Raw genomic sequence first — 25,050 nt, 5'->3', positions numbered from 1 at the left:
GCCTTCCCGGGCACGACCGTCCGGCCTCACGGGATGCGACCGTCCGGCCTTGCGAGGAATGACCGGTTCGGCCTTGCGGGGAGACGGCCGTTCGGCCTTGCCGCGGTGCGGCCGTTCGGAAGGCGGCCCTGCGAGGGGCCGCCTTCCGGGGAGGCGCTCGGCCGGGACGGGTCAGCGGGACTCGGCGGCGAGCTGGTCCATGGCCTCCTCCTCCGACAGTCCCTCCAGTTCCTCGATGAGCAACTCCTCCAGCGCCTCGGCGAGGCCGGCGACGGTGCTGCGGGCGAAGACCGTGCGGATGGGCACCTCGATCCCGGTGGCCCGCCTGATCCGGGCCGCCACCCGCGTCGCCAGCAGGGAGTGCCCGCCCAGCGCGAAGAAGTCGTCGAAGACGCCGACCGGTCCCGCGCCGAGCAGTTCGTCCCAGATCCCGGCCACCAGCGCCTCGGCGTCGGTCCGCGGCTCGACGCGGCCCTCGGACGCGACGGCCGCGGCCGGTTCGGGCAGCGCGGCCCGGTCGACCTTGCCGCTCCTGGTGAGCGGCAGCGCGTCCAGGCTCACCCAGGAGGTGGGGACGAGCTGGTGGGGCAGCGACCGCTCCAGGTGCGCCCGCAGCACGGCCGGGTCCGCGGTTCCGGTGACGTAGGCGACGAGCTCCTCCCCCCGGCCGGTCACGAAGGCCTGCCGCACCTCCGGGTGGGCGAGCAGGCGGCTCTCCACCTCGCCGGGCTCGATCCGGAAACCCCTGATCTTCAGCTGCGCGTCGAGCCGTCCCAGGAACTCCAGCCTGCCGTCGAGACGCCATCGCGCCCGGTCCCCGGTCCGGTAACGGCGCGCTCCCGGCGTCCCGTACGGGTCGGCGACGAACGCGCCCGCCGTCAGCGACGGCCTGCCGAGATAGCCCCTGGCGACCCCGGCGCCGCCGATGACCAGCTCCCCGGCCGCTCCGGGGGGCAGCGGCTCTCCCCGTCCGTCGAGCACCCGGACGGTGGTCTCGCCGATCGGCGTCCCGATCGGCGGCCGCCCCGTCACGTCCCCGGCTCCCAGGTCGGCGGCGGTGGCGATCACCGTACCCTCGGTGGGGCCGTAGGTGTTGACCAGCCGGACGCGGTCGCCGAGCAGGTCGCGCCAGCGTTCCACCGCCGGTGCCGACACCTGCTCGCCACCGAGGATGACCAGGCGCAGGGCGGGCGGCCAGGCCGTCTCCTCCGGTTCCTCGGTCAGCGCGTGCCAGTACGCGGTCGGCAGGTCGAGCACGGTGACCGTCTCACCCGTGGGCGAGGCCAGCAGTGCGGGCAGGGCCGTCGCGCCGTCGGGCAGGAGCACGAGCGTGGCGCCCGCGGCCAGCGCGGGGAAGATCTCCTCGACGTGGGCGTCGAAGCCGAGCGAGGCGAACTGGACGACGACGTCGGCCGGGGTGAGCCCGTAGTCCGCGCGCATCCAGCGCACCCGTGCCGCCACCGCCCCGTGCTCGACCAGCACGCCCTTGGGCACACCGGTGGAGCCCGAGGTGGTGATGACGTACGCGGCGTCCGGCGGCCCGACCCCGACGCGGCCCGGACCGGTGCCGCCGTGCACGGCGGCGCCCGCGGCCTCGCCTCCGGTCGCGTGCCCGGCGGTGCCTCCGGTCCCGTGCCCCGTGGTGGACGGGGCGACGGCGACGTGACCCGGAGGGGGTTCGCGCAGGGTGATCAGGCAGGCGGCCGAGGCGTCCGCCATCGAGAAGGCCAGCCGCTCGTCCGGTACCTCGGGATCGAACGGCAGGTAGGCGGCCCCGGCCCACCAGGTGGCGAGCAGCGCCACGATCGACTCCGTCGAGCGGGGCAGGCAGACCCCGACCACGTCGCCGCGCCGCACGCCGTGCTCGCGCAGGACACCGGCGAGCGCCTCCACGGCGGCCAGCAGCTCACCGTAGGTGAGGGTCCGCGGGCCGCAGACCACCGCGACCGCGCCGGGCGACCTCCGCGCCGCCTCGGCGATCATCTCGGGGACCGGGACGACGCCCGGCGGAACCGCGACGACGCCCGGGGCGGCCGGGGCGGCGGTCGACGAGGCCAGGGCGGCACCCAGGAGAGCCGGTGCGGCGTCCGGGATGACCGGGACCACGTCCGGGGGAACCGCGACGGCCTCCGGGGAGGACGGGGCGGGTCCGGTCGCCAGGGTGCGGATGTCGGAGTGGTCGGCGTCGGTCCAGACCGGCAGGGCCGACAGCGGCGCGTCCGGCCGCGCCGCGACGGACCCGAGCAGGACGGCGAACCGGGCGGCCAGGCGGCCGATCTCCGCCGTCTCGAACAGGGCCGTGTCGTGGCAGAAGGACAGCTCCAGGCCGTTCCCGTCGGCCCACGCCTCGACGAGGAGGTCCACCTTGGCCTGCTGGAAACCGGCGTCGGTGTCGGTCACGGTCAGGTCGCCGAAGGGCCGCCGGGGACCGGTGTCCTGGGTGTGCAGGATGAGCATCGAGGGCAGCAGCGACTCGGCGGGGTGACTGAGCTGCTCGAAGGGGACCGCCGGGTTGCCCAGCGCGCCGAGGACCTCGCCGCGGGTGCGGCCGATCAGCGCGGTGAACGGCGGGTCGCCCGACAGGTCGCCGCGCAGGATCAGCGTCTGGGAGACGTAGCCGACCATCGGCTCCAGCTCGACCCGGTCGCGGCCCGCGACGACGGTGCCGACCAGGACGTCGTCCTGCCCGGTGTGCCGCAGCAGCAGCGTCTGGTAGGCCGCGACCAGCACCGTGAACAGGGTGGTGCGGTGCTCGGCCGCCAGCGACTCCAGCCTGCGCGCGGTGGCCGCGGGCAACCGGACGCGCTGCGTCTCCCCGCGCCCGCCCCCCTGCCCGCCGCGCCGGAACGGCAGCTCCGACACCGGCGGGGAGGCGAGCTTCTCACGCCAGTACGGCACGGCCCGCCCGGCCCTGCGCCGCTGCCACCGGGCGTAGTCGCTCGCCTGTACGGGCAGCGGGCGCAGCCGGGGCTCGGTCCCTGCCAGGCGGGCGGTGTAGCAGTCGGCCAGGTCGTCGAGGAGGACGTTGAGCGACCAGCCGTCCGCGACGATGTGGTGCATCGTGAGGCAGAGCACGTGCTCGTCCTCGGCGACCCGGATGACCGCGACGCGCAGCGGCGGCCCGTCCGCCAGGTCGAACGGGGCGTTGGCGCGCTCGGCCACCAGGCGTTCCGCGTCGTCGCGGCCGTCGGCGTCCAGCCATTCGACCGCGGGCGGAGCGGTCTCCACCACGGCCCAGGGCACGCCCTCCTCCTCGGTGAAGCGGGTGCGCGGGCTCTCGTGCCGGGACAGGACGTCGGCGAGCGCGAGCAGCAGCGCGGGCCGCTCCAGCGGGCCCTGGAGCCCGCGGACGAGGTAGACGTTGTAGGAGGCGTTGCCCGGGTCGAGACGCTGCAGGAGCCAGAGCCGCTCCTGCGCCGGGGACAGGGGCGCCCTCACGAGCCCGGCGCCAGTTCGTCGAAGATGGCGGCCAGTTCCTCGGCGTCGAGCCCGTCGAGCTGGTCGCGCAGCGCGGCGATCTCGGCGAGGTCCAGGTCGTCGTCGTCCAGGTCGTCCAGGCACCGGGCGAGCCCGGCGACGGTCGGATGCTCGAAGAGGACCACGATCGGCACGGCCGCCCCGAAGCGCGACTGGACCCTGGCGATGATCTGGGCGGCGGTCAGGGAGTGCCCGCCGAGCTCGAAGAAGTCGTCGTCGACGCCGATCGGCCGGTCCACCCCCAGGACCTCGGCCCACATCGTGGCGAGCTCGTCCTCGGCGGGGGTCGAGGGCGCCCGGTAGGGGGTCGTCGGCGACGCCGTCCAGTCGGGCGCGGGAAGCGCCGCGCGGTCGAGTTTCCCGTTGGGGGTCAGCGGCAGGGCGTCGAGCGTGACGAGGTGCGCGGGGACCATGTACTCGGGCAGGCTCTCCCTGAGCCTGCCGCGCAGCGTCCCCCACAGTCCCTCCGGCGCGGGCAGGGAGGCGGGGACCACGTACGCCACCAGCCTCGGCAGGCCGTCCGGTCCTTCGCAGACGCCCGCGGCGGCCTGGCGCACCCGCTCCGCCGAGCGCAGCACGGTCTCGATCTCGCCGAGCTCGATGCGGAACCCCCTGATCTTGACCTGCCGGTCCGCCCGGCCCAGGTACTCCAGGCGGCCGTCCGGGGCGTTCCTGACCAGGTCGCCGGTGGCGTACATGCGGGCGCCGGGACGGCCCGCGAAGGGGTCGGGCAGGAACCGTTCCGCGGTCCGGGCGGGCATCCCGCGGTAGCCGCGGGCCAGGCCGGCGCCGCCGATGTGCAGCTCGCCGGCCTCGCCGTCCGTCACCGGGAGGCCACGGTCGTCCAGGACGTACAGGGACGTCCTGGCGATCGCCTCTCCCAGGTCGATCCCGGCCGAGGGGGGCCCGACGATCCCGGCGGTGGACCACACGGTCGTCTCGGTCGGCCCGTACACGTTCCACAGGTCCGCGCCGGGGGCGAGGAGCGCGTCGGCGAGGTCGCGGGGCAGCGCCTCTCCCCCGCAGAGCCGCAGGCGGATCGTCTCCGGCACGCCTCCGGCCTCCAGCAGGATGCGCCAGGTCGCCGGGGTGGCCTGCATGACCGTGATCCTCTCGGCGACCGCCAGCGCCCGGAGGGCCGGGCCGTCGGCGGCCTGCTCGGCGGAGGCCACCACGACCCGCGCCCCGCACGCCAGGGGCAGCAGCAGCTCCAGGACGGAGATGTCGAACGACAGGGTGGTGACCGCGAGCCAGCGGTCCTCGGGGAGGAGCCCCGGCCGGTCGGCGAACGAGGCGAGCAGGTTCGCCACCGCGTCCCGCGGCACCTCCACCCCCTTGGGCCGCCCGGTGGACCCCGAGGTGTAGATCACGTACGCCAGCCCGTCGCCGGGGGCGGACGCGAGCGCGGCGGACACCGGCCCGTCCCCGTCCCCGTCCCCGTCCCCGGACGCGGAAGCGGAAGCGGAAGCGGAAGCGGAAGCGGAAGCGGAAGCGGAAGCGGAAGCGGAAGCGGAAGCGGAGGCGGAGGCGGAGGCGGAGGCGAGTGCGGCGGGCACCGGCCCGCCGTCGGTGGCGGAAGGGAGCGCGGCGCCCGGTGCGGACAGGGCGGTGCCCGCTGCGGGCGGGACCTCGCCACCGGCCGTGAGGGAGAGCACCTGGGGAACGCCCGCCACCAGCCGCCGGTCCACGCCGGGCTGGGTCAGCACCAGGCCGATCCCGGCGTCCTCGCGCATCAGGCGCAGCCTGTCCTCGGGGAAGGCCGGGTCGAGCGGGACGTAGGCGCCGCCCGCGCTCCAGACCGCCAGGAGCGCGACGACCATGCCGGTGGTCCGTTCCATGCACAGCCCGACCGGCACCTCGGGGCCCACGCCCCGCTCGCGCAGCACGGCCGCGAGGTCGTCGACCCGCCGGTACAGCTCCCGGTAGGTCAGCTCGCCCCCGGGGCCGCTGACGGCCACCGCGTCCGGCGCAGGACCGGGTGAACGGCGCGCGGACCCGGCCGGGAACCGTCCCGTTCCCGCTCCCGGCTCCCGTGCGGGACCGGTCTCCCCGCCGAACCCCGGCACCGGCTCCGGCGCCGACATCGGGATCAAGGACGGGTTCAGGGACGGGTTCGGCGTCGCCGGCACGGTCGTCACCATGGTGTTGCACCTCTCAGGTCGGACAGCCGAAGATCCGGGTCGGCCCCGGCACGCTCCACCACACCGGTGAAGGACCGGGTCAGGCGTCGCGCGGTCTCGGCGGAGAACAGGTCACTGCTGTAGTCGAGGACGCCGCCGAGGCCCTCGGGCCCCCGCCAGGCGTCCACGGACACCTCGGCCTTGGTACGGCCGACCGGGGGGACGGGGTGCGCCTCGGCCGACAGGTCGCCCATCGTGGTGCGCAGCAGATGACCCTTGGGCAGGTTGTGCAGGTTGAACATGGCCTGGTAGAGCGGCGGCCTGCCCAGGTCGCGGGGCAGGCGCAGCGCGCCGAGGATCCGCTCGAACGGCGTGCCGGCGTGCGGCAGCCCCCTGAAGAGCGCCAGCCGGTTGCGCTTGAGCAGCTCGCCGAAGGTGGGGTCGCCGGACAGGTCGGCGCGCATCACCATGGTGGTCGCGAAGTAGCCGATGAGCGGCTCGATCTCGACCCGGTCCCGGCCCGCGACCGGCACCCCCACGCAGAAGTCGTCCTGCCCGGAGGCCGCGCCCAGCGCCACCTGGTAGGCCGAGAGCAGCGCGATGAAGAGCGTGCAGCGCGCCGCCTTGGCGACCTCCTCCAGCCGGGTGATCGTCTCGTCGGGCACGAGGAAGCTCTCCTGCGCGCCGCGCCCGCTCCAGCGGGCCGGGCGCGGACGGTCCGGCGGGATGTCGAGGGCGGGTGCCCCGGCGAGCGTCCTGGTCCAGTGCTCCAGGTGCGAGGCGTCCTCGCCGCGTTCGGCGCGGAGCCTGTCCTCCCGGGCGACCGCCGGGTACTGGGTGGGAAGCTCCTCCAGCTCAGGCTCCCTGCCCTCCCGGCGGGCGGCGTAGAACTCGGTCACCTCCCGCATGAGGACGTCCAGCGACCAGCCGTCCACGACGATGTGGTGCAGGACGATGCAGAGCAGGGTGTCGTCCTCGCCCAGCCGCAGCAGCGCGACCCGCAGCGGCCGGTCGTGCTCCAGGTCGAACGGCCGGTTGACGAACTCCACCACGGCGGGGTCGGGGTCGCCGGTGACGTCCGCCCGTTCCACCGGCACCGGCTCGGCGGGCACGACGACCTGGACGGGACTGTCCCCGGCCAGCAGGTAGCGGGTACGCAGCACGTGGTGCCGCTCGGCGACGCGGGTGAAGGCCGCTGCGAGCGCGTCGGCGTCGACCGGTCCGCGCAGCCGTACGCACCAGGGGGTGTGGTAGGTGGTGTCCTCGGGGTAGAACCTGCCGAGGAACCACAGGCGTTCCTGCCCGAACGAGAGCGGCAGGCCCTCGCCGGCCTCGACCGCGCGCCTGGCCGCGCTCCGGGACGTGTCCCGCTCCGCCGTCGCGCCGGGGTCGTTCCCGCCCTGCCTGCGGATCTCCCTCAGCAGCGCCTTGCGCCGTTCGGGGGGAAGCCGCACCAGTCGGGCGAGCAGCGCCGCGTGCGGGCCCGGCGCGGGCTCCTCCGCGGTCACCGGCTCCTCGGCGGTCACCGGCCACCTCCCGGCGTCGCGGGCACGGCGGGCGCCTGCCCGGCCTCCACCGGACCCGCGTCCCGCGCGTCCGGGTGCTCCCCGGTCGCGGAGAGGCGCTCCCCGGTCGCGGAGGAGTGCTCCGCGGTCGCGGCGGGACGTTCGACGGGCGTGATGCCGCACAGCTCCGCGACCTCGGCGAGCCGGACGTCCCGGGCCACCGCGGCGACCAGCAGGGTCTCCATGCCGAGCAGCAGCGTGCGGGTCGTGGAGCGCGGCACGTAGGCCGTGTCGACCAGCAGGTAGAGCTGGCAGACGTCGGTGGCCGGGCCGGTGGAGAACATGGCCGTGGCGTCCACCTGGTCCCAGCCGGCGACGTGGAAGATCCTGGTCCGCCCGGCCAGGGCGGCGATCGCGGCCGGATCGCCCGGCGGGTCCACCGCGGGCAGGTGCGGCCAGTCGGTGATGGTCCTGGCGTCGTTGAAGTAGGCCGACAGGTCCATCGGCCCGCCGCGCTCGCGGCCGATCTCCTCGCGCAGCGCCATCATCCGGTACGCGTCGTACTGGGCGTGCCGGTAGGCGGCCAGCGCCTGCCGGTGCCCGGCGCGGGTGGCGTCGGCGAACGTCCCCTCCGGCAGGTCGAGGACGAAGAGCCCGTCCTGCGCCGAGGTGCCCGCCATGCCCGCCACCCGGGGGTCGTGCCGGTTGGCCACGACGAGCTGCATGACCATCGGGTCGTGCCCGGTGAGCACGCTCAGCAGCACCGCGCCGGCCGTGGTCAGCACGGTGGACGTGCTCACCGACCAGCGCGCCGCCAGTGCCTCGGCCGCGGCCGCGACGGCGGCCGACTCCATGCCGAGCCGGATGAACCGCGGCTCCTCCGGCGTCGTACGGGGGAAGTCGAACATGGTCCTGGGCACCCGCTCCAGGTGGGTGCGCCAGTACCGCAGGGCCCGCTCGCCACGGGTGGCACCGGCTCCCTCCTGCTCGAAGACGGCCTGGTCCATCGGCTGCCACACCGGTCCCGGCGGCTCGTTCCCGGCCAGCAGGCTCCGCCAGTCGCGCGCCAGCACGTCCAGCGAGCCGCCGTCCACGGCCAGGTGGCAGAAGGCGAACGCGACCATCCTGGGGCGCCCGTCGACGGTCACCACGGCGGCGCGGAACGGCAGCTCGGCGGTGTGGTCGAACGCCGTGGCGGCCATCGCGGCGGCCAGGTCCCTGGCGGCGGCGAGCGGTTTGACGTTCGTGTCGAACACCTCGACGGTGAATTCGCCCCGCTCGGCCACGCGCTGGAGGAGTCCCCCGGGCGTCTGCGCGAACGTCGTCCTGAGGGCCTCGTGGCGCTCGACGAGCGCGCGCAGGGCCGACAGGACGGCCTCCAGGTCGCGCCTGCCGTAGACCGGCAGCACCCAGGACATGTTGTAGAACGGGTCGTCGTCGTCCAGCCACCGGGCGAGCCGCCAGAAGGCCAGCTGGCCCCAGGTGAACGGCGCCTCGCCGCCTCGCGTGCCCGCGAACTCCACCGTCTCCGACGACGACGGCACCTGCCCGGCCGCGGTCATCGGGACCGTCCGATCTCCTCGACGACGCCCGCGACGGTCGGGGAGTCGATGAACACCTCGAAGGAGAGCTCGACACCGATCCGGTCCCGGACCCTGGCGATGATCTGGGTGATGGTCAGCGAGTGGCCGCCGAGGTCGAACAGGTCGTCCTCCGGGTCGACCTCGTCCATCCCGAGCGCCTCGCACCAGATCTCCGTCACCAGTGCCGTCAGCCCGGCGTCCGCCTCCTGGGCGGGCGCGGCCACCGGGGAGGGGACGGAACCCGCGATCTCCCCGGGCTCCCGGCCGCCTTCCGGAGCCGCCGGGGTGACGCGGGCGGGCAGGGGGAGCTCGTCGATCGGGGTTCCGGGGCGGGCGGCGACACCCTCCAGCAGGACGCGCAGGTGCCCGGCGACGCTCTCGCAGGCGGCGCGGTCGATGGCCTCGGGGTTGAACCGCAGGTGGGCCAGCATCCCGCCGTCACCGTCGACGCCGTCGACGATGTGCAGGTGAAGCGTGTTGCGGACCGCACCGCTGAACGCCGACCACTCGACCGAGGCGTCGAGCCCGGCGAAGGAGGGGTCGGCGCCGGAGCGTCCCCGGTAGCTGAGCGAGACCGGGGTGAGCGCGGCGCGCGGGCTGATCCCGCCCAGCGCCCTGGCGAGGGGGACCTCCCGGTGGCGGTAGACCTCCCGCACCTCCTCCCGCACCGACCGGGCGAACTCGGCGAACGTGCCCGCCGGACGGGACACCACGGGCAGCTCGTTGACGAACGCGCCCACGTGCTCGCGCGTCTCCTCGGTCCTGGTGGACAGGTCCACGGCCACCGCGACCGTGGTGTTGCCGTACCCGTACAGCAGCGTGTGCAGGACGGCCAGCACCACCTCGAAGCGGGTCAGGCCGAGCTGGCCGGCGACGGCGGCGACCTCGTCGCCGAGGCGGAGTTCCACGGTGTCCCCGGGGGCGGCGCGCAGCGAGGGGCGGGCCGGGCCGGGCAGTGCCACCCGCTGCTCGTCGTGCCAGCGCGGGCGCCAGAACTCCGCGGCCTCCTCCAGCGCGGCGGTCACCCGCTCCCGCTCTGCCCGGACCGCCTCACCGTACGAGATCGGCAGGGGCTCCTGCGCGGAGCCCGCGTAGGCGGCGGCGAGGTCGCGAAGCAGGACCTCCTTGGACATGCCGTCGAAGACGGCGTGGTGGGCGACGACCTGGAGCAGGTGACGGCCGGGGGCGAGCCGGAACAGGGTGAACCTGGACGGCGGGCCGGCCTCCAGGTCGAAGGGGCGGGCCACCTCGGCCTCAAGGGCCTGGGCGATCCGGGCCGTGTCCGTGAACGCGTCCGAGGGGTCGGCGGGGTCCGCCTGGTCCGCAGGATCTGCGGGGTCCGCGGGATCGGCAGGGGCCGCCGGATCTGCGGGATCAGCCGGATCTGCGGATTCGAGGAGGTCGGAGGGGTGGGCGGTTCCGGAGAGGTCGGCGAACCGGATCGGCGGGGGCGCCTCGCCGGTAAGCAGCCGGATCTCGCCGTCCCGCTCCGCCAGGACCGCGGCGAGCACGGGGTGGCGTTCGACGACGGCGGCGCAGGCGGCGAGCATCGCGTCCACGTCGAGCGGGCCGTCGAAGCGCACGGTGAGCGGCATCGCGTAGGCCCGGCCGCCGGCACCCGTCCGCTCGGTGATCCACATTCCCTGCTGGGCGAAGGACGCCCTTTCCCATCCGTCTATCAGCGGCAGCGACATTTCAGGTGCCCTCCGTACGGCCTGCCGCGGCGGCCTCGAACAGGCCCCGCAGCTCCCTTTTGATGACTTTTCCCGACTGGTTCCTGGGCAGGGCGTCGACGACGAGCACCCGGTCGGGAAGCTCGTGCCCGGCCAGGCGTTCCTTCAGGAAGGCCCGCAGCTCCCCGGCGAACCCCCCTGCGGTGCCGACGACAGCGGCGTCGGCACCGGCGGCGTCCTCGCCGGGACGCGCGGGCCCGGTGGAGCGCAGGACCACCGCGGCGGCGACGACGGTGCCGAGCACCGGGTGCGGGACGCCGACCACCGCGGCCTCGGCGACGTCCTCGTGCTCGTGCAGCGCCGCCTCCACCTGGATCGTCGAGACCTTGAACGCGCCCGACTTGACCACGTCGCTCTCCCGGTCGACGAGGTGGAGGTAGCCCTCGTCGTCCAGGTAGCCGAGGTCCCCCATCCGCACCCAGCCGCCGCGGAACGTCCCCCCGCCGGAACGCTCGTCCCGGTAGTAGGAGCGCGGGGCGGTGGGAGAGCGCAGCCAGACCTCGCCGGTCTCGCCCCGGGGCAGCGCGTTCCCCTCCGCGTCGGCGACGCGCAGCGCCGCGCCGGCGGCGGGCCTGCCCAGCGCCCCCGGCCGGGACGGGTCGAAGATCATGATGGTCTGGGCGGGGGCCGCCTCGGTGGAGGTGTAGTAGTTGGTGATCGTCGCCCTGGGGAAGGCCGCGGCCAGCCGGGTCGCCACGGCCGGGGGGAGGGCCGAGGCCGCCGAGCCGAGCAGCCGCACGCTCGACATGTCGTGCCGGTCGTGCAGGCCCGCGTTGAGGAACTCGATCGCCATCGCCGGTACCACGAACACGGTGCCCACCCCGCGTGACTCGATCAGCCTGGCGAAGCGGGCGGGGGTGAAGCGCGCCAGGGTGAGCATGGCCGGGCGGGCGTCCAGCGCGTTGATCAGCATCGTCTGGCCGGCGTTGGTGCCGATCGGGAACGCGTGCAGCAGGTGGCGCGAGTGGCCGAACCTGCGGCGGTTGAGCCGGGTCTCGCAGCCGTACGCCAGGTTCGCGTGGCTGGCGCCCACCCCCTTGGGCAGGCCGGTGGTGCCGGAGGTGTAGAGGATCTGGGCCAGGTCGCCGGGCTCGACCGGCACGCCCGGCGGGGTGTCCGTCGCGCCCTCCAGGTCCGCGACGGCCGCGCTCCACCGGCCACCCCCGGAGGGAGGTCGGGCGGAGCCCCCGAGGGGGCCGTCGGAGGAACCCCCGGAGAGGCTCTCGAAGAGGTCCTCGGGAGCGACGAGGCCGCTCCCGCACAGCACCGCCGAGGCCGAGCAGTGCTCCAGCATGTGCCGGACCTCGGCGGGGGCGAGCCGGTCGGAGACCGGCACGGCGGCCGCCCCCGCCTTGTGGACCGCGCAGAAGGCGACCGCGAAGTCGGTCCAGTCACGGCTCCCGAACAGCAGCCCGATCCGGTCGCCGGGCCGCACGCCCCGGTCCAGCAGGCCGTGCGCGACCGCGTCCGAGCGGCGCTCCCACTCCTCGAAGGTCATCTCCGGGCCGCCCTCGACGATCACCGCCGCCCGGTCCGGTTCCTGCATGGCGCGGAGCCTGAGCATCTCGGGCACGGTCGCCGGGACCGGCGGGGCCGGCGGCCTCGGACCCGGGACCGCCGAAGCCTCGGAGGACACCGAAGCCTCGGAGGACACCGGAACCCCGGAGGTCGCCGGAGTCCCGGAGGTCGCCGAAGCCTCGGAGGTCGCCGGGCCGGTCGCGTCCGCCGGGGGGGTCACGGCGTCCTCGCGGCCACGTGGCCGACCAGCAGCGGGAAGCTGTCCAGGTAGGCCGCCTCGCCGTCCAGGTCGAGGGGCACGTCGAACTCCTCCTCCACGGCGTCGATGAGCCGGAGCAGTCCCAGTGAGGTCACGCCCAGCGCGGACAGCGAGCCGTCCGACGCGAGAATCTCCTGCGCGGTGGGCCGCCCGTCGCAGGCAGTGGAGATCATGTCGGCGATCTTAAGTGCCAGCGCGTCGGTCATGTCCGGACCTCTTCCTGTTCCGTCTCTTTCGCACGGGTTCTGGCGCGGGCCCGGTTCTGCAGCGTCTCGAAACCGACCAGGTCGTCGGGCACCGCGTCGGGGACGTCGAGGTCGAAACGGGCCAGGACCCGTACCCGCATGGCGACGAGCGCGATGAGGGCGATGGCCAGCCCGAAGCACGCGTACATCAGGGCGATGCCCCGGCCCTCGCCGGTGCCGAGCACCAGGCCGAACGTGCTCGCGAGCGGCCCGCCCGGCGCCATCAGCGGCTCCAGCACGGCGCTGCCGTACGGCGCCACCAGGCCGAAGCCGATCGGCAGCGTCGACCAGGCGACGAGCGTGTTGAGCGCGATGACGCGGCCGTGGAAGCGCTGCGGCACCTTGACCTGGATGATCGTGGCGTAGACGCCGTTGAGCATCGTGAGGCAGAACGACATCCCGAAGGCCCCGGCCCCGATCACGACGAGGTTCTGCTGCAGGCCGGTGAGCACGCAGAACACCGCGAGGGCGAGCGTGGCCAGCAGCACCCCGTACAGGCGGCGTCTGCGGGGGCCTCCCCAGATCGTCATGGACAGGCCGCCGAGGAAGGCGCCGAGCCCTCCGGCGAACGCGATCGCGCCGACGTCGTCGAGCGTGGCGAACGAGAGCACCAGCGGCGAGATCATCAGGAACAGCGGGGAGAGGAAGACGTTCAGCACCGCGAAGAACACGAGCATGCCGCGGAATCCGGTGTTGCCCCAGGAGTAGCGGATGCCGTTCGCCATCTCGGTCAGGACGCTCTCCCTGCGCCGCCACGGCATGGCGGTGGGGAAGCGGACGAAGAGCAGGACCAGCGTGGCGACCGCGTAGCTGGCCACGTCGATGATGAGGATGCCCCCCAGCCCGATGGTGGCCATCAGGCCGGTCGCGATCAGCGGCACGATGAGCTGCGCGGTGCCGGTGGCCATCTGCACCACGCCGTTGGCGTGCCCGAGGAACCGTTTGGGGACGAGCTGCGGGATCGCCGAGCCGTACGCGAACCGCTGGAAGGTGAGCGCGATCGACAGGCAGACCAGCAGCGGGTAGATGTGCCAGATCTCCAGGTTCCCGGTCCAGAGCAGCACGCCGAGCGTGAGCTGCGTGCTCCCGGCGCCGATGTCGCCGCAGAGCATGACCTTGCGCCGGTCGTAGCGGTCCACGATCGCCCCGGCGAGCGGCGCCACCAGCATGCCCGGCACCAGGCCGAGCACGGCGAAGAGCGCGAACCTCACCAGCGAACCGGTGGTCAGGTAGATCCAGATGGGGATGGCGAACTCGGTCAGCGCCGACCCGGTGATCGAGACGAGCTGTCCGGCCGAGACCAGCAGGAACCGCCGCATGCCGGGCGGGGGGCCCGCCGTTCCCGCTCCCGTACCGGGTCCGTCGGACCCTGAGGGGGATCCGGGGACCAGGGACAGCGCGGGGGGCGGGGACGCCTCCGCGACCGGGGACACCCCCGCCACCGAGGACGGTCCCGCGGCCAGGGACGACCCCGCCACCAGCGACAGCGCGGGAACGGGCGGCGTTCCCGTTTCCGGGGACGGGCCGGAGACGCCCTGGAGCCACCAGGTGGAGTCCTCGGTGCGCTCCAGGGGCGCGGTCCTCCCGGACGCGATGGCCGTGTGGGTGCCGGTGAGGATGGCGGCCAGCTCGCGGGCGCGGTACTTCACGAAGAAGTGCCCGGCCTCGTCGAGCACCACGCAGGCGGCGGTGCCCGACAGGTGCCGCCACTCGCGGTAGCGCTCCTGGTAGAACTCGGTCGCCGGGTCCCGCTCCCCCACCACCGAGATGATCGGCGCCTGGAAGGGGCGGGTCTCCTCCTCGAACAGGCGGGTGAAGTAGCGTTCGGCCGTCCGGGTGCCGTTGCGGCGGTTCTCGATGATCAGCTTGAGCTGGTCGCGCTCGAACTCCTCGACGTCCAGGCCGGCGGCGGCCAGGGCGTTGATCCTGCCCTGGTCGCTGGTCAGGCGGTCCATCAGGAGGCCGAGCCGGCCCAGTCCCTTGCCGGGTCGGGCGAAGGGGAACACCCCTCCGAGGTAGACGGCGTCGACCGGGCGGCCGGCCGCCTCCAGGTGGCGGGCGATCTCGGTGACCAGCATGACGCCGAGCCCGCAGTGCCCGTACAGGATCAGCGGCCCCTTGATCCCGGCGAGGATCTCGTCGGCGCAGTCGCGGGCGACCTCGTCGAAGGGGCGGGCCCGCTCGCCGAGCTCGTGCCCGGGGACCGCGACCGAGTACAGCGCCCAGTCCGCGGGCAGCTCGTCGGCCAGCGGCTGGTAGACGACGGCGCTGCCGCCGCCGAACGGGACGCAGACCATGGTGGCCGCCGCCGTCCTGGCCGGGGTGAGCCGGTGCAGCAACCCGCCCGCGCCCTCCTCGCCGCTCTCCAGCAACCGGGCCAGGTCCCTGACCGTGCGGTTCTTGAACAGCTCCAGCACGGTCGGCACCCGTTCGGGCCCCTCCCTGCGCAACCGGGCGATCACCCGCATGGCGAGCAGCGAGTGGCCTCCCAGGTCGAAGAAGTCGTCGAGCGCGCCGACCCGTTCCACCTCCAGGACGTCCGCCCAGATCGCGGCGATCGTCTCCTCCAGGGGGGTCGCCGGCGCTACGAACTCGGCGGCGGGCGCCTCGGTGCCGGGCTCGGGGAGCCTGGACCTGTCGACCTTGCCGTGCGACTTCAGCGGCAGCTCCTCCAGCCAGAGGTAGCGCGCCGGGACCATGTAGTCGGGGAGCCGCTCCGCGAGCCAGGACCGCATCTCCGCGCCGTCCGGGACCGCGTCGCCGGAAACCGTGGCGACGGGAACCGTGCCGTTCGAGGCCGCTCCGTTCGCGAGCGCGCCGTTCGAGGCCGCGTCGTCCGGAGCCGCGCTCGCCGGAGCCGCGTCGACGGCGACCAGGTAGGCGACCAGCCGCTCGCCCCGCAGTTCCACGACCGCGTGCGCCACCGCGGGGTGCTCGGCGAGCACCGCCTCGATCTCGCCCGGCTCCACCCGGTAGCCGCGGATCTTCACCTGGAGGTCGCGCCGGCCGAGGAACTCCAGCTCCCCGCCGGGCAGCCACCGGCCGAGGTCCCCGGTCCGGTACATCCGGGCGCCCGGGGCGCCGTACGGGTCGGGCAGGAAGCGGTCGGCGGTGAGCCCGGGGCGGTTCAGGTAGCCGCGGGCGAGCCGGTCGCCGCCGAGGAAGATCTCACCGGGCACTCCGGCCGGGACGGGCCGCAGGTCGTCGTCGAGCACCCGCACCGTGGCACCGGGCATGGGCGAGCCGATGGGCAGGACCGTTCCCGACCCCACCGCCCCGCCGCCGTCCGCGGCCACGACCGCGCCGGAGGATGCGGTTCCCGGGTCGACCGGGTAGGTGGTGACGCCGACGGTGGCCTCGGTGGGGCCGTAGTGGTTGACCACCCTGCACCGCCCGGCCGCCGCGAGCCCGGCCGCCCAGGCCCGGGGCGCGGCCTCGCCGCCGAGGATCAGCAGCTTGCGGGGAAGCAGCTCGTCGGGGCCCGCGTCGGCGAGCAGCGCCGCCAGATGGGACGGCGTGATCTTGAGGTAGTCGAGGCCGTGCTCGCGGAAGTAGGCGGCCAGCTCGGGCCCGGCCGTGCGGGAGGGGACGAGGTGCAGCGCGCCCCCCGTCGTCAGGCACAGGTAGAAGATCGTGACCCCGAAGTCGAACGCGAGGGACTGCAGCAGCCCGTACACGCCGCCGGGTTCGATCTCCAGGCGTTCCCCCACCCCGGCGAGGTAGACCATGACCTGCCGGTGCTGAACGGCAACGCCCTTGGGCCGCCCGGTGGTCCCGGAGGTGTAGATGACGTAGGCCAGGTCGTCGGGGGTGACGCCGCTGTCCACGGGGCCCTCGCCGTCCCCGTCCGGTCCGTCGATCTCTCCCCCGCGCCCGTCGGGACCGGCGGCGAGGACCACGGTCAGGTCGCCCGGCGCGCGGTCGCGGAGCTCGGCGGTGGTCACGACCGCCCGCGCGCCGGCGTCGGAGAGCACGTACGCGAGCCGCTCGGCGGGATGGTCGGGGTCCAGCGGCAGGTAGGCGGCACCGGCCTTGAGCACGCCGAGCACCGCGACGGCCGTCTCGGCCGACTGCTCCAGCAGGACGGCGACCCGGTCGCCGGCGCCCACGCCCCGGCGCCGCAGCAGGCGGGCGAGCCGGTCGGATCGCCGTTCCAGCTCCGCGTAGGTCAGCGAGACCTCGCCGGCGACGACCGCGACGGCGTCCGGGACGAGCCGGGCCCGCCCGGTCACGGCCTCGTGCAGCAGGCCGGGGCCCAGCGGCGTCACCGGCCCCGACTCACCCAGCGCCAGCACCCGGCGGCGCTCGTCCGGCGGCAGGAACTCCAGCTCGGAGATCGGCGCGTCCGGGTCGGCGACGACGGACCTCAGCAGCCGCTCGAAGCAGGCGGCCATCCGCTCGATCGTGTCGGGCCGGAACAGCGCGGTGCCGTAGGTGAAGTGGCCGACGAGCCCCTCGGGGGTGTCGAACAGGTAGAGGGCCAGGTCGAAGCGGCTGGCCGTGACCGTGACCGGGAGCGGGGTCATGCTCAGCCCCGGCGTGTCCAGCGGACGGGACCGGTAGTTCTGCAGGGCGAACATCACCTGGAACACCGGCGTGCGGGCGACGTCCCGTTCCACGCCCAGCTCGCCGACCAGGCGGTCGAAGGGGAGGTCCTGGTGGGCGTAGGCGTCCAGCGCCGTCTCCCTGACCCGCTCCAGCAGCCCGGTGAACGTGGGGTCGCCGGACAGGTCGGCGCGCATGGGCAGCGAGTTGACGAACACCCCGACGACCCGTTCCAGCTCGGGCAGGTCCCGGCCGGAGACGGGCGAGCCGACGGCGAAGTCGCGCTGTCCCGAGTAGCGCCAGAGCAGCACCTCGAAGGCGGCCAGCAGCGTCATGTACGGGGTGGCGCCGTGGGAGCGGCCGAGGGCGGTGACGGCCTCGGTGAGGGCGGGGTCGAGCGTCACGCCGCGGGCGGCTCCCCGCCAGCCCTGCTCGGCCGGGCGGGGGTGGTCGGTGGGCAGCTCCAGCGGGGCCAGCCCGTCCAGGCGCCGCCGCCAGTAGGCGACGTCGCCGGCGTGGTCGCGCCCCCGCTGCCAGTGCGCGTAGTCGCCGTAGCGCACCCGCACCGCCGGCAGGTCCGCCTCGCGGCCCTCGCGGTACGCGGCGTGCAGGGTGAGCAGTTCCTCCATGACGATGTCGCACGACCAGCCGTCGGTGACCGCGTGGTGCATCGTGAGCAGCAGTACGTGCTCGGCCGGTCCGCGCCGCACCAGCAGCGCCCGCAGGAGCGGGCCGGCGGCCAGGTCGAACGGCCTGGCGGTCTCGGCGTCGATCTCGGCGGGGTCGTCGGTGACCCGCAGCTCGATCCGCGGCCCTGCCGGGGGCGCGCCGGCCGTCGCGAACGCGCCGTCCTCGGGGGGCGCGTCGTCCGCCGTGAGCAGGTCGTCCACGACGATCGCGGGGCCGCCCTCGTCGGTGGTGACCAGGCGGCTGCGCAGGCTCTCGTGGCGCAGCGCCACCTCGGTCAGGGCGCGGCCGAGCGCCGCCTCGTCGATCTCCCCCTCCAGGGTGGCGGCGAAGGCCACGGTGTAGGCGCAGGTGCCGGGGGCGTACTGCTCCAGGAACCACAGGCGCTCCTGCGCCGCCGAGAGCGGCGGCGGCATGCCCGCCGGGCGCGGCGGGATCGACGCCGCGACGACGCGACCGCCCAGACGCTGGGCGAGCAGAGCTTTCTTGGCCGGTGAGAGGCCGGTTCGCGTCACGACACCTCCGTGCTGGCGAGGGGAACCACCGGAGCCCCCTCGCGGTGGAGAACGGGGCCGCCCGAGCGGGCGGTCCCATGGTGGCCGGCCGGACCGGCCCGTCCGAGAGAGGGACGGGCCGGTCCGGTGGCGGTGATGATCGGCGCGGATGTTCTCCGCCGCGGGGCGACGCGGGCACACGAGCGGGACGAGGACCGCCCCCCTGAGCGCGTCGTCCACCGTGCTGGCACGGCTGCGTGGGAACGCTCCCACGGAGGAGGCTAGGGATGACACGCCAAATTCGTCAAGGTTTCAGGAGCGTTTTCGAGACCAATAAAGCCTAATAGACAGGCTGTTAGGGGCCTTACGTAGATAAATCCGACTTTTTAGGTTTCCTGATTTTCTGTCATCTTCCCAGTCATTGACTCTCACATCCCCGCCTCTTACCCTCCCCTATGGGAGCGCTCCCATGCCGTCCTCTCGCGCCCGGCCGAGCGTGTTCCCTCACTCCCGATGCCAGGAGCACACGTGGTCGCCACCATTTCGACACCCCATGACCTGCGGAGACCGTCGCCCTCGCCGGCGCAGGAGGACCTGGAGCTCCTCCTGTTGATCCGCCATTTCGAGCTGACCCTGCTCAGGCTCTTCGAGACGGGCGAGCTGAGCGGCACCACCCACACCTGCCTGGGCCAGGAGTACATCCCCGTCGCCCTCGCCCCGCTGCTCCGCGAGGAGGACTTCGTCCTCAGCAACCATCGCGGTCACGGCCACTTCCTGGCCCGCTACGCCGAGCCGCACGCGCTGCTCGCCGAGATCATGGGCCGCGAGGGCGCGCTCTGCGCGGGGGTGGGCGGCAGCCAGCACGTCTACCACCGCCGCTTCCTGTCCACCGGCGTCCAGGGCGAGAGCCTGCCGGTCGCGGTGGGCGTGGCGCTGAAACTCGCCGGGACGGGCGCGCTCTCCTGCGTGTACGTCGGCGACGGCACCTGGGGCGAGGGCTCGGTCTACGAGGCGCTCAACATGGCCCGGCTCTGGCGGGTCCCGCTGCTGGTCGTCGTGGAGAACAACGGCATCGCGCAGTCCACCCCGACGCGGGAGCAGATGGCCGGGAGCGTGGCGGCCCGCGCCGCCGCGTTCGACGTCCCGTACCACCGGGTGACCTCCACCGAGGTCGGCGAGATCCGCGCCGGGCTGGCCGCGCCGGTCGAGGCGGCCCGCTCGGGGGCGGGACCGCTGGTCGTCGAGTTCGTCACCCACCGGATCGGCCCGCACAGCAAGGGCGACGACAGCAGGACCCCCGAGGAGGTCGCCCTGGCCGCCTCCCACGACTGGCACGCCCGCTACGCCCGCGACCTCCCCGGCTCCTTCGCCCAGCTGGACGCCCAGGCCCGCGAGAACGTCGCGCGGATCGCCGCCGAGGTCGCGGCCCGGCCGCCGTCGGTGTGGGAGCGCGGGTGACGCCGGTCTCCGAGCGCCTCGACCGCGCCCTGCACGAGCGGGTCTCCGAGCACCTCAACCGCGCCCTGCACGACCTGATGGAGACCGACCCCCGGGTGCACCTGTTCGGCGAGGACATCTCCGACCCCTACGGCGGCGCCTTCAAGGTCACCCGGGGCCTGTCCACCCGCTTCGGCCGGCGCGTGCGCTCCACCCCGCTCAGCGAGGGCGCCATCACCGGCATCGGCGCGGGCCTGGCGCTGGCCGGGGACCGGGCGATCGTCGAGATCATGTTCGCCGACTTCGCCGCGCTCGCCTTCGACCAGCTCGTGAACTTCGCCGCCAAGTCCACCTCCATGTACGGCAGGCCGGTCCCGATCCCGCTGGTCGTGCGCTGCCCGTCGGGCGGCAACCGGGGGTACGGGCCCACCCACAGCCAGAGCCCGCAGAAGCACTTCATCGGCGTCCCGGGACTGTCGCTGTTCGAGATGACGCCGTTCCACGACGCCGGGGCGCTGTTCGCCGAGATGTTCGCGCAGGAGCGGCCCTGCCTTCTGTTCGAGGACAAGGTCCTCTACACCCGGCGGATGTACGCCGGCGGCGTGGTGGACGACCTGTTCGCGTACGAGGTGCGCGACGGCGTCGCCCGGGTCTTCGTGGACGGGGTGACCGAGCCCGACTGCGTGCTCGTCACCCACGGCGGCATGACGCACCGGGCGCTGGAGGCCGCGCGCGCCCTGCTGCTGGAGGACGACGTGGCCTGCGAGCTGCTGATCCCCTCGCGGCTCTACCCCCTGCCCGAGCTCGCCGGTCTGGAGCGGGCCCGGCACGTGCTCGTCGTCGAGGACGGCTCGGCGGGCGGCACCTGGGGCGCGGAGGTCTCGCGGGTGCTCTACCCCCGGCTCTGGCCCGTCCTGCGCCGCCCCATCGGCCTGCTCAACGCGGCCGACAGCGTCATCCCCGCCGCTCCCCACCTGGAGCGCGAGGTTCTCGTCCAGGCCGGTGACATCCGGAACGCGATCGTGGAGGCCCTTCGGTGACCGAGGTCCGGGTGCCCAAGCTCAACAACAACGACGCCACGTACGTGCTGGTGGAGTGGGTGGCGAAGGACGGGCAGGCCGTGCGCGCCGGGGAGCCGCTCGTCGAGCTGGAGACCTCCAAGGCGGTCGAGGAGCTGACCGCCGAGCTGGACGGGGTCGTCCGGCACCTGCTGGCGGCGGGCGCCGAGTGCGAACCGGGCCAGGTGATCGCCACCCTGCTGGCCGAGGGCGAGGACCCCGGGGCGGACGCGGCGGCCGGGCCCGCCGCGCCGGGCGCCGGTCGGGGGGAGCCCGTCGTCACCGAACCTGCCCGGCGGTTCATGGAGGAGTCCGGCATCTCCATGGAGCAGGTGCGCGCCCTGGGCAGGAAGGTGATCCGCCGGGCCGACCTGGAACCGCTCGTCCCCTCCTCCTCAGGGACGGGACCGGACGGTGTCCGCGCACGCGGGGGCGGCGCGGACACCGCCGTCGACGCGCACACCGGGAGCACGCGCACGGCGGGCACGGTCGCGGCGGGCACGGACGTCGCGGGCGTGGACGTCACGGCCGTCGCGGGCTTGATCACCGCGGATCCGGGCGCCGGGGAGGCGGACCTGATCGAGCCGTCCAGGGCGCAGCGGCGGACGGCCGAGGTGGTCGAGCGCTCGCACCGGGAGATCCCCGCCTCCTTCACCGCGATGCGGGTCGACGTGACCGACGCGCTGCCGTTCACCCGCGCCGAGACCAAGCGGCTGCGCGCCCTGATCGGCCTGCCCGAACTGCTCGTCCAGGCGACCGGGCGGCTGCTGGAGGACTTCCCGCTCTTCTTCGCCACCCCCCTCGACGGCCGCCGGGCCCGGCGCGCCACGACGGCGGAGGTGGGCGTGACCGTCGACGTCGGCAACGGCATGTACGTGCCGGTGGTGCGCGACGCCGGGCGGCGCCCGCTCGACGAGATCGCCCGCGACCTGACCCGCTTCCGCGGCATCGCGCTGAAGGGGTCGTTCAGGGAGCAGGACCTGCGGGACAGCAACATCATGGTGACCCTGCACACCGACGCCTCGATCACCATGGCCGTCCCGATCGTCTTTCCCGGCCACATCTGCGCGCTCTCGCTCACCTCTCCCCGCCCCGAGACGGTCCAGGCCCGCGACGGCGCCTTCGTCACCCGCAGGGTGATCTCCCTCGGCCTCTCCTACGACCACCGCTACGTCAACGGCCGCGACGCCGCCGCGTTCCTCGGCGCGCTCAGGACGGCCATGGAGAAGCCGGTCCCCCCGGCGGAGTGACGGGGAGGGAACGGCCCCGGCCGGTCCCTCCCCGTCAAGGCCCGTCCCGGGGCCCTCCCGTTCGCCAGGCCGGTCCTGACGTCGTCCCCCGCGCGAGCGCGCCCCGCGGCCGCCGGGGATGGGAGCATGGCCGGGTAATGACGAACCCAACGGAAGGCCACGACCGGTGAGGCGGTTACTCACGGTCCTGCTCCTCGTGGTCACCGCGTCGCTCGGCGCGGTCACCCCGGCGCAGGCCCACAACGTGCTGATCGGCAGCGACCCCAAGGACGGGGCCGCGCTGGCGGACGGCCCCGCGAGGATCACGCTCGTCTTCGACCAGCCGGCCCGGCAGGGGTACGCGCAGATCAGCGTGACCGGCCCGGACGGCACCCGCTGGGAGGACGGCAGGACCGTCGTCGACGGCGCGCGGGTCAGCGTCGGCGTCAGGCCGCTCGGTCCCGCCGGGACGTACGTGGTCGGCTACCGGATCCTCTCCTCCGACGGCCACCCCGTCTCCAGCAAGATCACCTTCACCCTGACCGCGCCGGGCCCCGGAGCCGCCGGGCCCGCGTCCGCCGCCCCGGCGGCCTCCGCCGCCGCCGCCGCACCCCAGGCCCAGGAGCTGGGCCTGGGCGCCCAGGCCGCCGAGGCGTCGCAGAACGGCGGGGCCGGGATGGCCGTGCTGTGGATCGCCGGCTCCATCGTGCTGCTGGGCGGGGCCACCGTGGTGGCGATGCGCCGTACCAGGGAGCAGGAAGGCACCCGATGACCGTGACCGCCGAACCGGTCCCGCGCGAGAGCGCCACGACCAGGAGGCTGCTGGCCGGCGGGCTGGTGTCGGGTGCCGTCGTGGCCGTACTGGCCGCGACGGCCCTCACCGCCCAGGAGGCGGTGCCGGGCATCGCCGTGCCCGGACCGCTGGTGGAGTACGGCCTGCCGGTGCTGCGGGTGCTGCTGGACCTGGCGGCCGTGGCGGTGGTCGGGCTGAGCCTGCTGCCGAAGCTGCTCGGGTTCGACGACCCGGAGCGGACCGAGCCGGTGATGCGCCGGGCGCGGCCGATGGCCGTGACCTTCGCGTGGGCGTGGGCGCTGCTGGCGCTGGTCGTCATCGTGTTCCAGACGGCCGAGCTCACCCCCGGCCGGCTGCCCACTCCGGGAATGATCGCGGAGTACGTCGGCGGCGTCGGCGCCGGTCAGGGCATGCTCTTCAGCGCGGCCTGCGCGCTGTCGGCCGCCGCGGTCGGGCTGCTGGCCGTCCGCTACGGCGAGAAGGTCCCGGCCGAGCTGCGCATCGTGGTCGCCTTCTTCGGCCTGCTGCCGATCCCGGTGACCGGCCACGCGGTCGACTCGGTCTGGCACGACCCCATCATGATCTCGATGGAGCTGCACGTGATGGGCTCGGCGGCGTGGACCGGCGGGCTGGTCGCGGTCGCCGCGCTGGTCGCCTCGGACCGCGCTCTGCTGGCGCGGGTGCTGCCGGCGTTCTCCCGGCTGGCGACGCTGGCGCTGGTGGTGGTGGGCGTGTCCGGGGTGGTGAACGGCCTGGCCACGATGGCCCTCACGCCCGGGGTGGAGCTGCCCGGGGCGCTGCTGAGCGGCGAGTACGGGCCGCTGCTGGTGGCCAAGGCCGCCTGCGTGGCGCTGCTGATCCCGCTCGCCGCCCACATCCGCTTCCGCCTGATGCCGCACGTCGCGCGGGGACGGGCGACGGCGGTCGCCGGGTGGGCGGCGGCCGAGCTCGTCGTGATGGGACTGGCCTACGGGGTCGCGGTGGCGCTGACCACGGCCTCCCTGTCCTGAGCCCGCAGGGTGTGGCGGTCGAACGACCACTCGGCCGCCAGCCAGAGCACGGCCAGCCCCGCCCCCCCGATCAGCATGGTCATGGGCGGGACCAGCGGCGGTGACATGAACGCCGCGTTCTGCAGGCGCAGCGCCTGGTCGACGAGGACGACCGCGCCCAGCGAGCCGACCAGTGCCCTGACGACCGGCATCCTGATCAGGAACGCCAGGTCGACGGCGAGCGCTCCGGCGATCAGGAAGACCGGCACGGCCGAGCGCGGGAAGCCGGCGGCGGCCAGCAGGGGCCAGATCAGCATGCGGAAGGCGACGTAGGCGCCGATCACGGCGGTGGCGGAGAACATCCGGCCGATCATCGCGCGGGCGTAGACGGCCACCAGCAGGGCGGCCATCGCCGCGTAGAGCGGGTAGAGCGCGTCGGGCACGGGCAGCGTGAAGTGCAGCGCCACCGCCCTGTCGTCCACCGGCAGGCCGATCTGGTCGGCGGCGAACCTGATCAGGATCGGTTCGGCCTCGGGCGTGCCCCGGTCCCAGGCCGCGAGGCCGTAGACGCCGTACTCCTGGTGCTGTTCGGGGAACCAGACGTTCTCGAAGAGGAACACGAAGAGCCCGCCCAGGACGAGCGTGCGCGTCCGCCCGGGAACCGCCCGGACGAACCAGCCCCTGATGACGCCGCAGATCATGAAGAGCGTGCCGATGTAGAGCATCAGGTGGGACGGGCTCCACGAGGTGATGTCGAGCCCGTTGACGCGGTGGTTGATCAGGTCCAGCGGCACGGCGAGCAGGAAGATCCCGGTGCCCCAGGCGATCAGGCGCTGCGCGAGCCTGTCGACGCCGTACCCGGTGTAGAGGTGGATGATCGTGAGCGCGAGCGCGACGGCGGTGCCGACGCTGTTGAGCAGGTGCGGCGGGGCCAGGTCGTCGCGGAGCCACTTGAAGTGCCAGGAGACGTCCCAGGAGGCGCCGAGCACCTTGAAGGAGAACGCCACCAGCCAGCCGAGGTAGAGGAGCCGGAACAGGTCCTCGGGGGTCTCCCTGCCCGCCTTCCCCCGTGTCCAGTACGGCAGCGCCCATTCGATGACGGGGGTCGCTCTTCTTCGGAGGCTCTCTACTGGCTTCACGCGCGAAATGATGCCCCCCTGCGCCGTGCTCCGCAATCGGGGAGAACCCTGAGGCATCGGGGCGAGCGTCTCCTCTCCGCCCACGACGGGCGGTCCACGGCGCCGAGGACCGCGGCAACACCGCTCCAGACCACCTCAGACGGGCACATATAGCCAATGAGCAGCACAAACCTATGCGGACCAGTACGACGAACCTGAGAACGGTCTCAGGGGAAAGTTGGACGCGGTCAGTAGGCTCA

14 protein-coding genes are annotated in these 25,050 nt (G+C 74.2%); 5 read left to right on the top strand and 9 right to left on the bottom strand.

Annotated elements, in window-relative coordinates:
• Positions 1-171 precede the first annotated feature (171 nt).
• The 8 genes from ACLQ2R_RS14420 to ACLQ2R_RS14385 form a co-directional block, all read right to left on the bottom strand.
• A complete protein-coding gene (locus tag ACLQ2R_RS14420; RefSeq protein WP_425959984.1) occupies positions 172-3,438 on the bottom strand; it encodes an amino acid adenylation domain-containing protein in 3,267 nt (1,088 codons plus the stop codon).
• Positions 3,435-5,618, bottom strand: coding sequence for a non-ribosomal peptide synthetase (locus tag ACLQ2R_RS14415; RefSeq protein ID WP_425959983.1), 2,184 nt, complete (start codon positions 5,616-5,618; stop codon positions 3,435-3,437). Before ACLQ2R_RS14415 ends, ACLQ2R_RS14420 begins: the two co-directional genes overlap by 4 nt.
• Positions 5,612-7,123, bottom strand: a complete 1,512-nt coding sequence (locus ACLQ2R_RS14410; protein WP_425959982.1) for a condensation domain-containing protein — start codon at positions 7,121-7,123, stop codon at positions 5,612-5,614. The genes ACLQ2R_RS14415 and ACLQ2R_RS14410 overlap by 7 nt, the downstream gene beginning before the upstream one ends.
• Complete coding sequence (locus ACLQ2R_RS14405; protein WP_425959981.1) at positions 7,120-8,664, bottom strand: condensation domain-containing protein; 1,545 nt, start codon at positions 8,662-8,664, stop codon at positions 7,120-7,122. Before ACLQ2R_RS14405 ends, ACLQ2R_RS14410 begins: the two co-directional genes overlap by 4 nt.
• Positions 8,661-10,379 carry a condensation domain-containing protein gene (locus ACLQ2R_RS14400; RefSeq protein ID WP_425959980.1) on the bottom strand — a complete coding sequence of 573 codons (1,719 nt, stop codon included), beginning with the start codon at positions 10,377-10,379 and terminating at the stop codon, positions 8,661-8,663. Before ACLQ2R_RS14400 ends, ACLQ2R_RS14405 begins: the two co-directional genes overlap by 4 nt.
• Position 10,380: 1 nt before the next feature.
• Entirely contained in the window at positions 10,381-11,982 is a 1,602-nt protein-coding gene (locus tag ACLQ2R_RS14395; RefSeq protein WP_425959979.1) for a class I adenylate-forming enzyme family protein, read from the bottom strand.
• Positions 11,983-12,152: 170 nt separating this feature from the next.
• On the bottom strand, positions 12,153-12,401 hold the full coding sequence (locus tag ACLQ2R_RS14390) for an acyl carrier protein (RefSeq protein WP_386248320.1): 249 nt from the start codon (positions 12,399-12,401) through the stop codon (positions 12,153-12,155).
• Entirely contained in the window at positions 12,398-18,187 is a 5,790-nt protein-coding gene (locus ACLQ2R_RS14385) for an amino acid adenylation domain-containing protein (RefSeq protein WP_425959978.1), read from the bottom strand. Before ACLQ2R_RS14385 ends, ACLQ2R_RS14390 begins: the two co-directional genes overlap by 4 nt.
• A 507-nt stretch (positions 18,188-18,694) precedes the next feature.
• Here ACLQ2R_RS14385 and ACLQ2R_RS14380 point away from each other — a divergent pair.
• The 5 genes from ACLQ2R_RS14380 (at position 18,695) to ACLQ2R_RS14360 (ending at position 23,693) form a co-directional block, all read left to right on the top strand.
• Complete coding sequence (locus tag ACLQ2R_RS14380) at positions 18,695-19,624, top strand: thiamine pyrophosphate-dependent dehydrogenase E1 component subunit alpha (RefSeq protein WP_425959977.1); 930 nt, start codon at positions 18,695-18,697, stop codon at positions 19,622-19,624.
• On the top strand, positions 19,621-20,643 hold the full coding sequence (locus tag ACLQ2R_RS14375) for an alpha-ketoacid dehydrogenase subunit beta (RefSeq protein ID WP_425959976.1): 1,023 nt from the start codon (positions 19,621-19,623) through the stop codon (positions 20,641-20,643). Before ACLQ2R_RS14380 ends, ACLQ2R_RS14375 begins: the two co-directional genes overlap by 4 nt.
• Entirely contained in the window at positions 20,640-21,911 is a 1,272-nt protein-coding gene (locus ACLQ2R_RS14370) for a 2-oxo acid dehydrogenase subunit E2 (RefSeq protein ID WP_425959975.1), read from the top strand. The genes ACLQ2R_RS14375 and ACLQ2R_RS14370 overlap by 4 nt, the downstream gene beginning before the upstream one ends.
• Before the next feature lie 166 nt (positions 21,912-22,077).
• Positions 22,078-22,662 carry a copper resistance CopC family protein gene (locus tag ACLQ2R_RS14365; RefSeq protein WP_425959974.1) on the top strand — a complete coding sequence of 195 codons (585 nt, stop codon included), beginning with the start codon at positions 22,078-22,080 and terminating at the stop codon, positions 22,660-22,662.
• Positions 22,659-23,693: a CopD family protein gene (locus ACLQ2R_RS14360; RefSeq protein WP_425959973.1), complete on the top strand. Its 1,035-nt coding sequence runs from the start codon at positions 22,659-22,661 to the stop codon at positions 23,691-23,693. The genes ACLQ2R_RS14365 and ACLQ2R_RS14360 overlap by 4 nt, the downstream gene beginning before the upstream one ends.
• Here the strand turns inward: ACLQ2R_RS14360 and ACLQ2R_RS14355 are convergent.
• Positions 23,651-24,811 (bottom strand): hypothetical protein, encoded by a 1,161-nt coding sequence (locus ACLQ2R_RS14355; protein WP_425959972.1) that lies wholly within the window; start codon positions 24,809-24,811, stop codon positions 23,651-23,653. The two genes, ACLQ2R_RS14360 and ACLQ2R_RS14355, sit on opposite strands and share 43 nt — an antisense overlap.
• Positions 24,812-25,050: the final 239 nt, after the last annotated feature.

It is taken from the genome of Streptosporangium sp. DT93 (genome assembly GCF_049844535.1).
Classification (GTDB): Bacteria; Actinomycetota; Actinomycetes; order Streptosporangiales; family Streptosporangiaceae; genus Streptosporangium.
The sequence above is the reverse complement of the archived record's forward strand: the minus strand, read 5'-3'. Positions and strand labels throughout refer to the sequence as shown.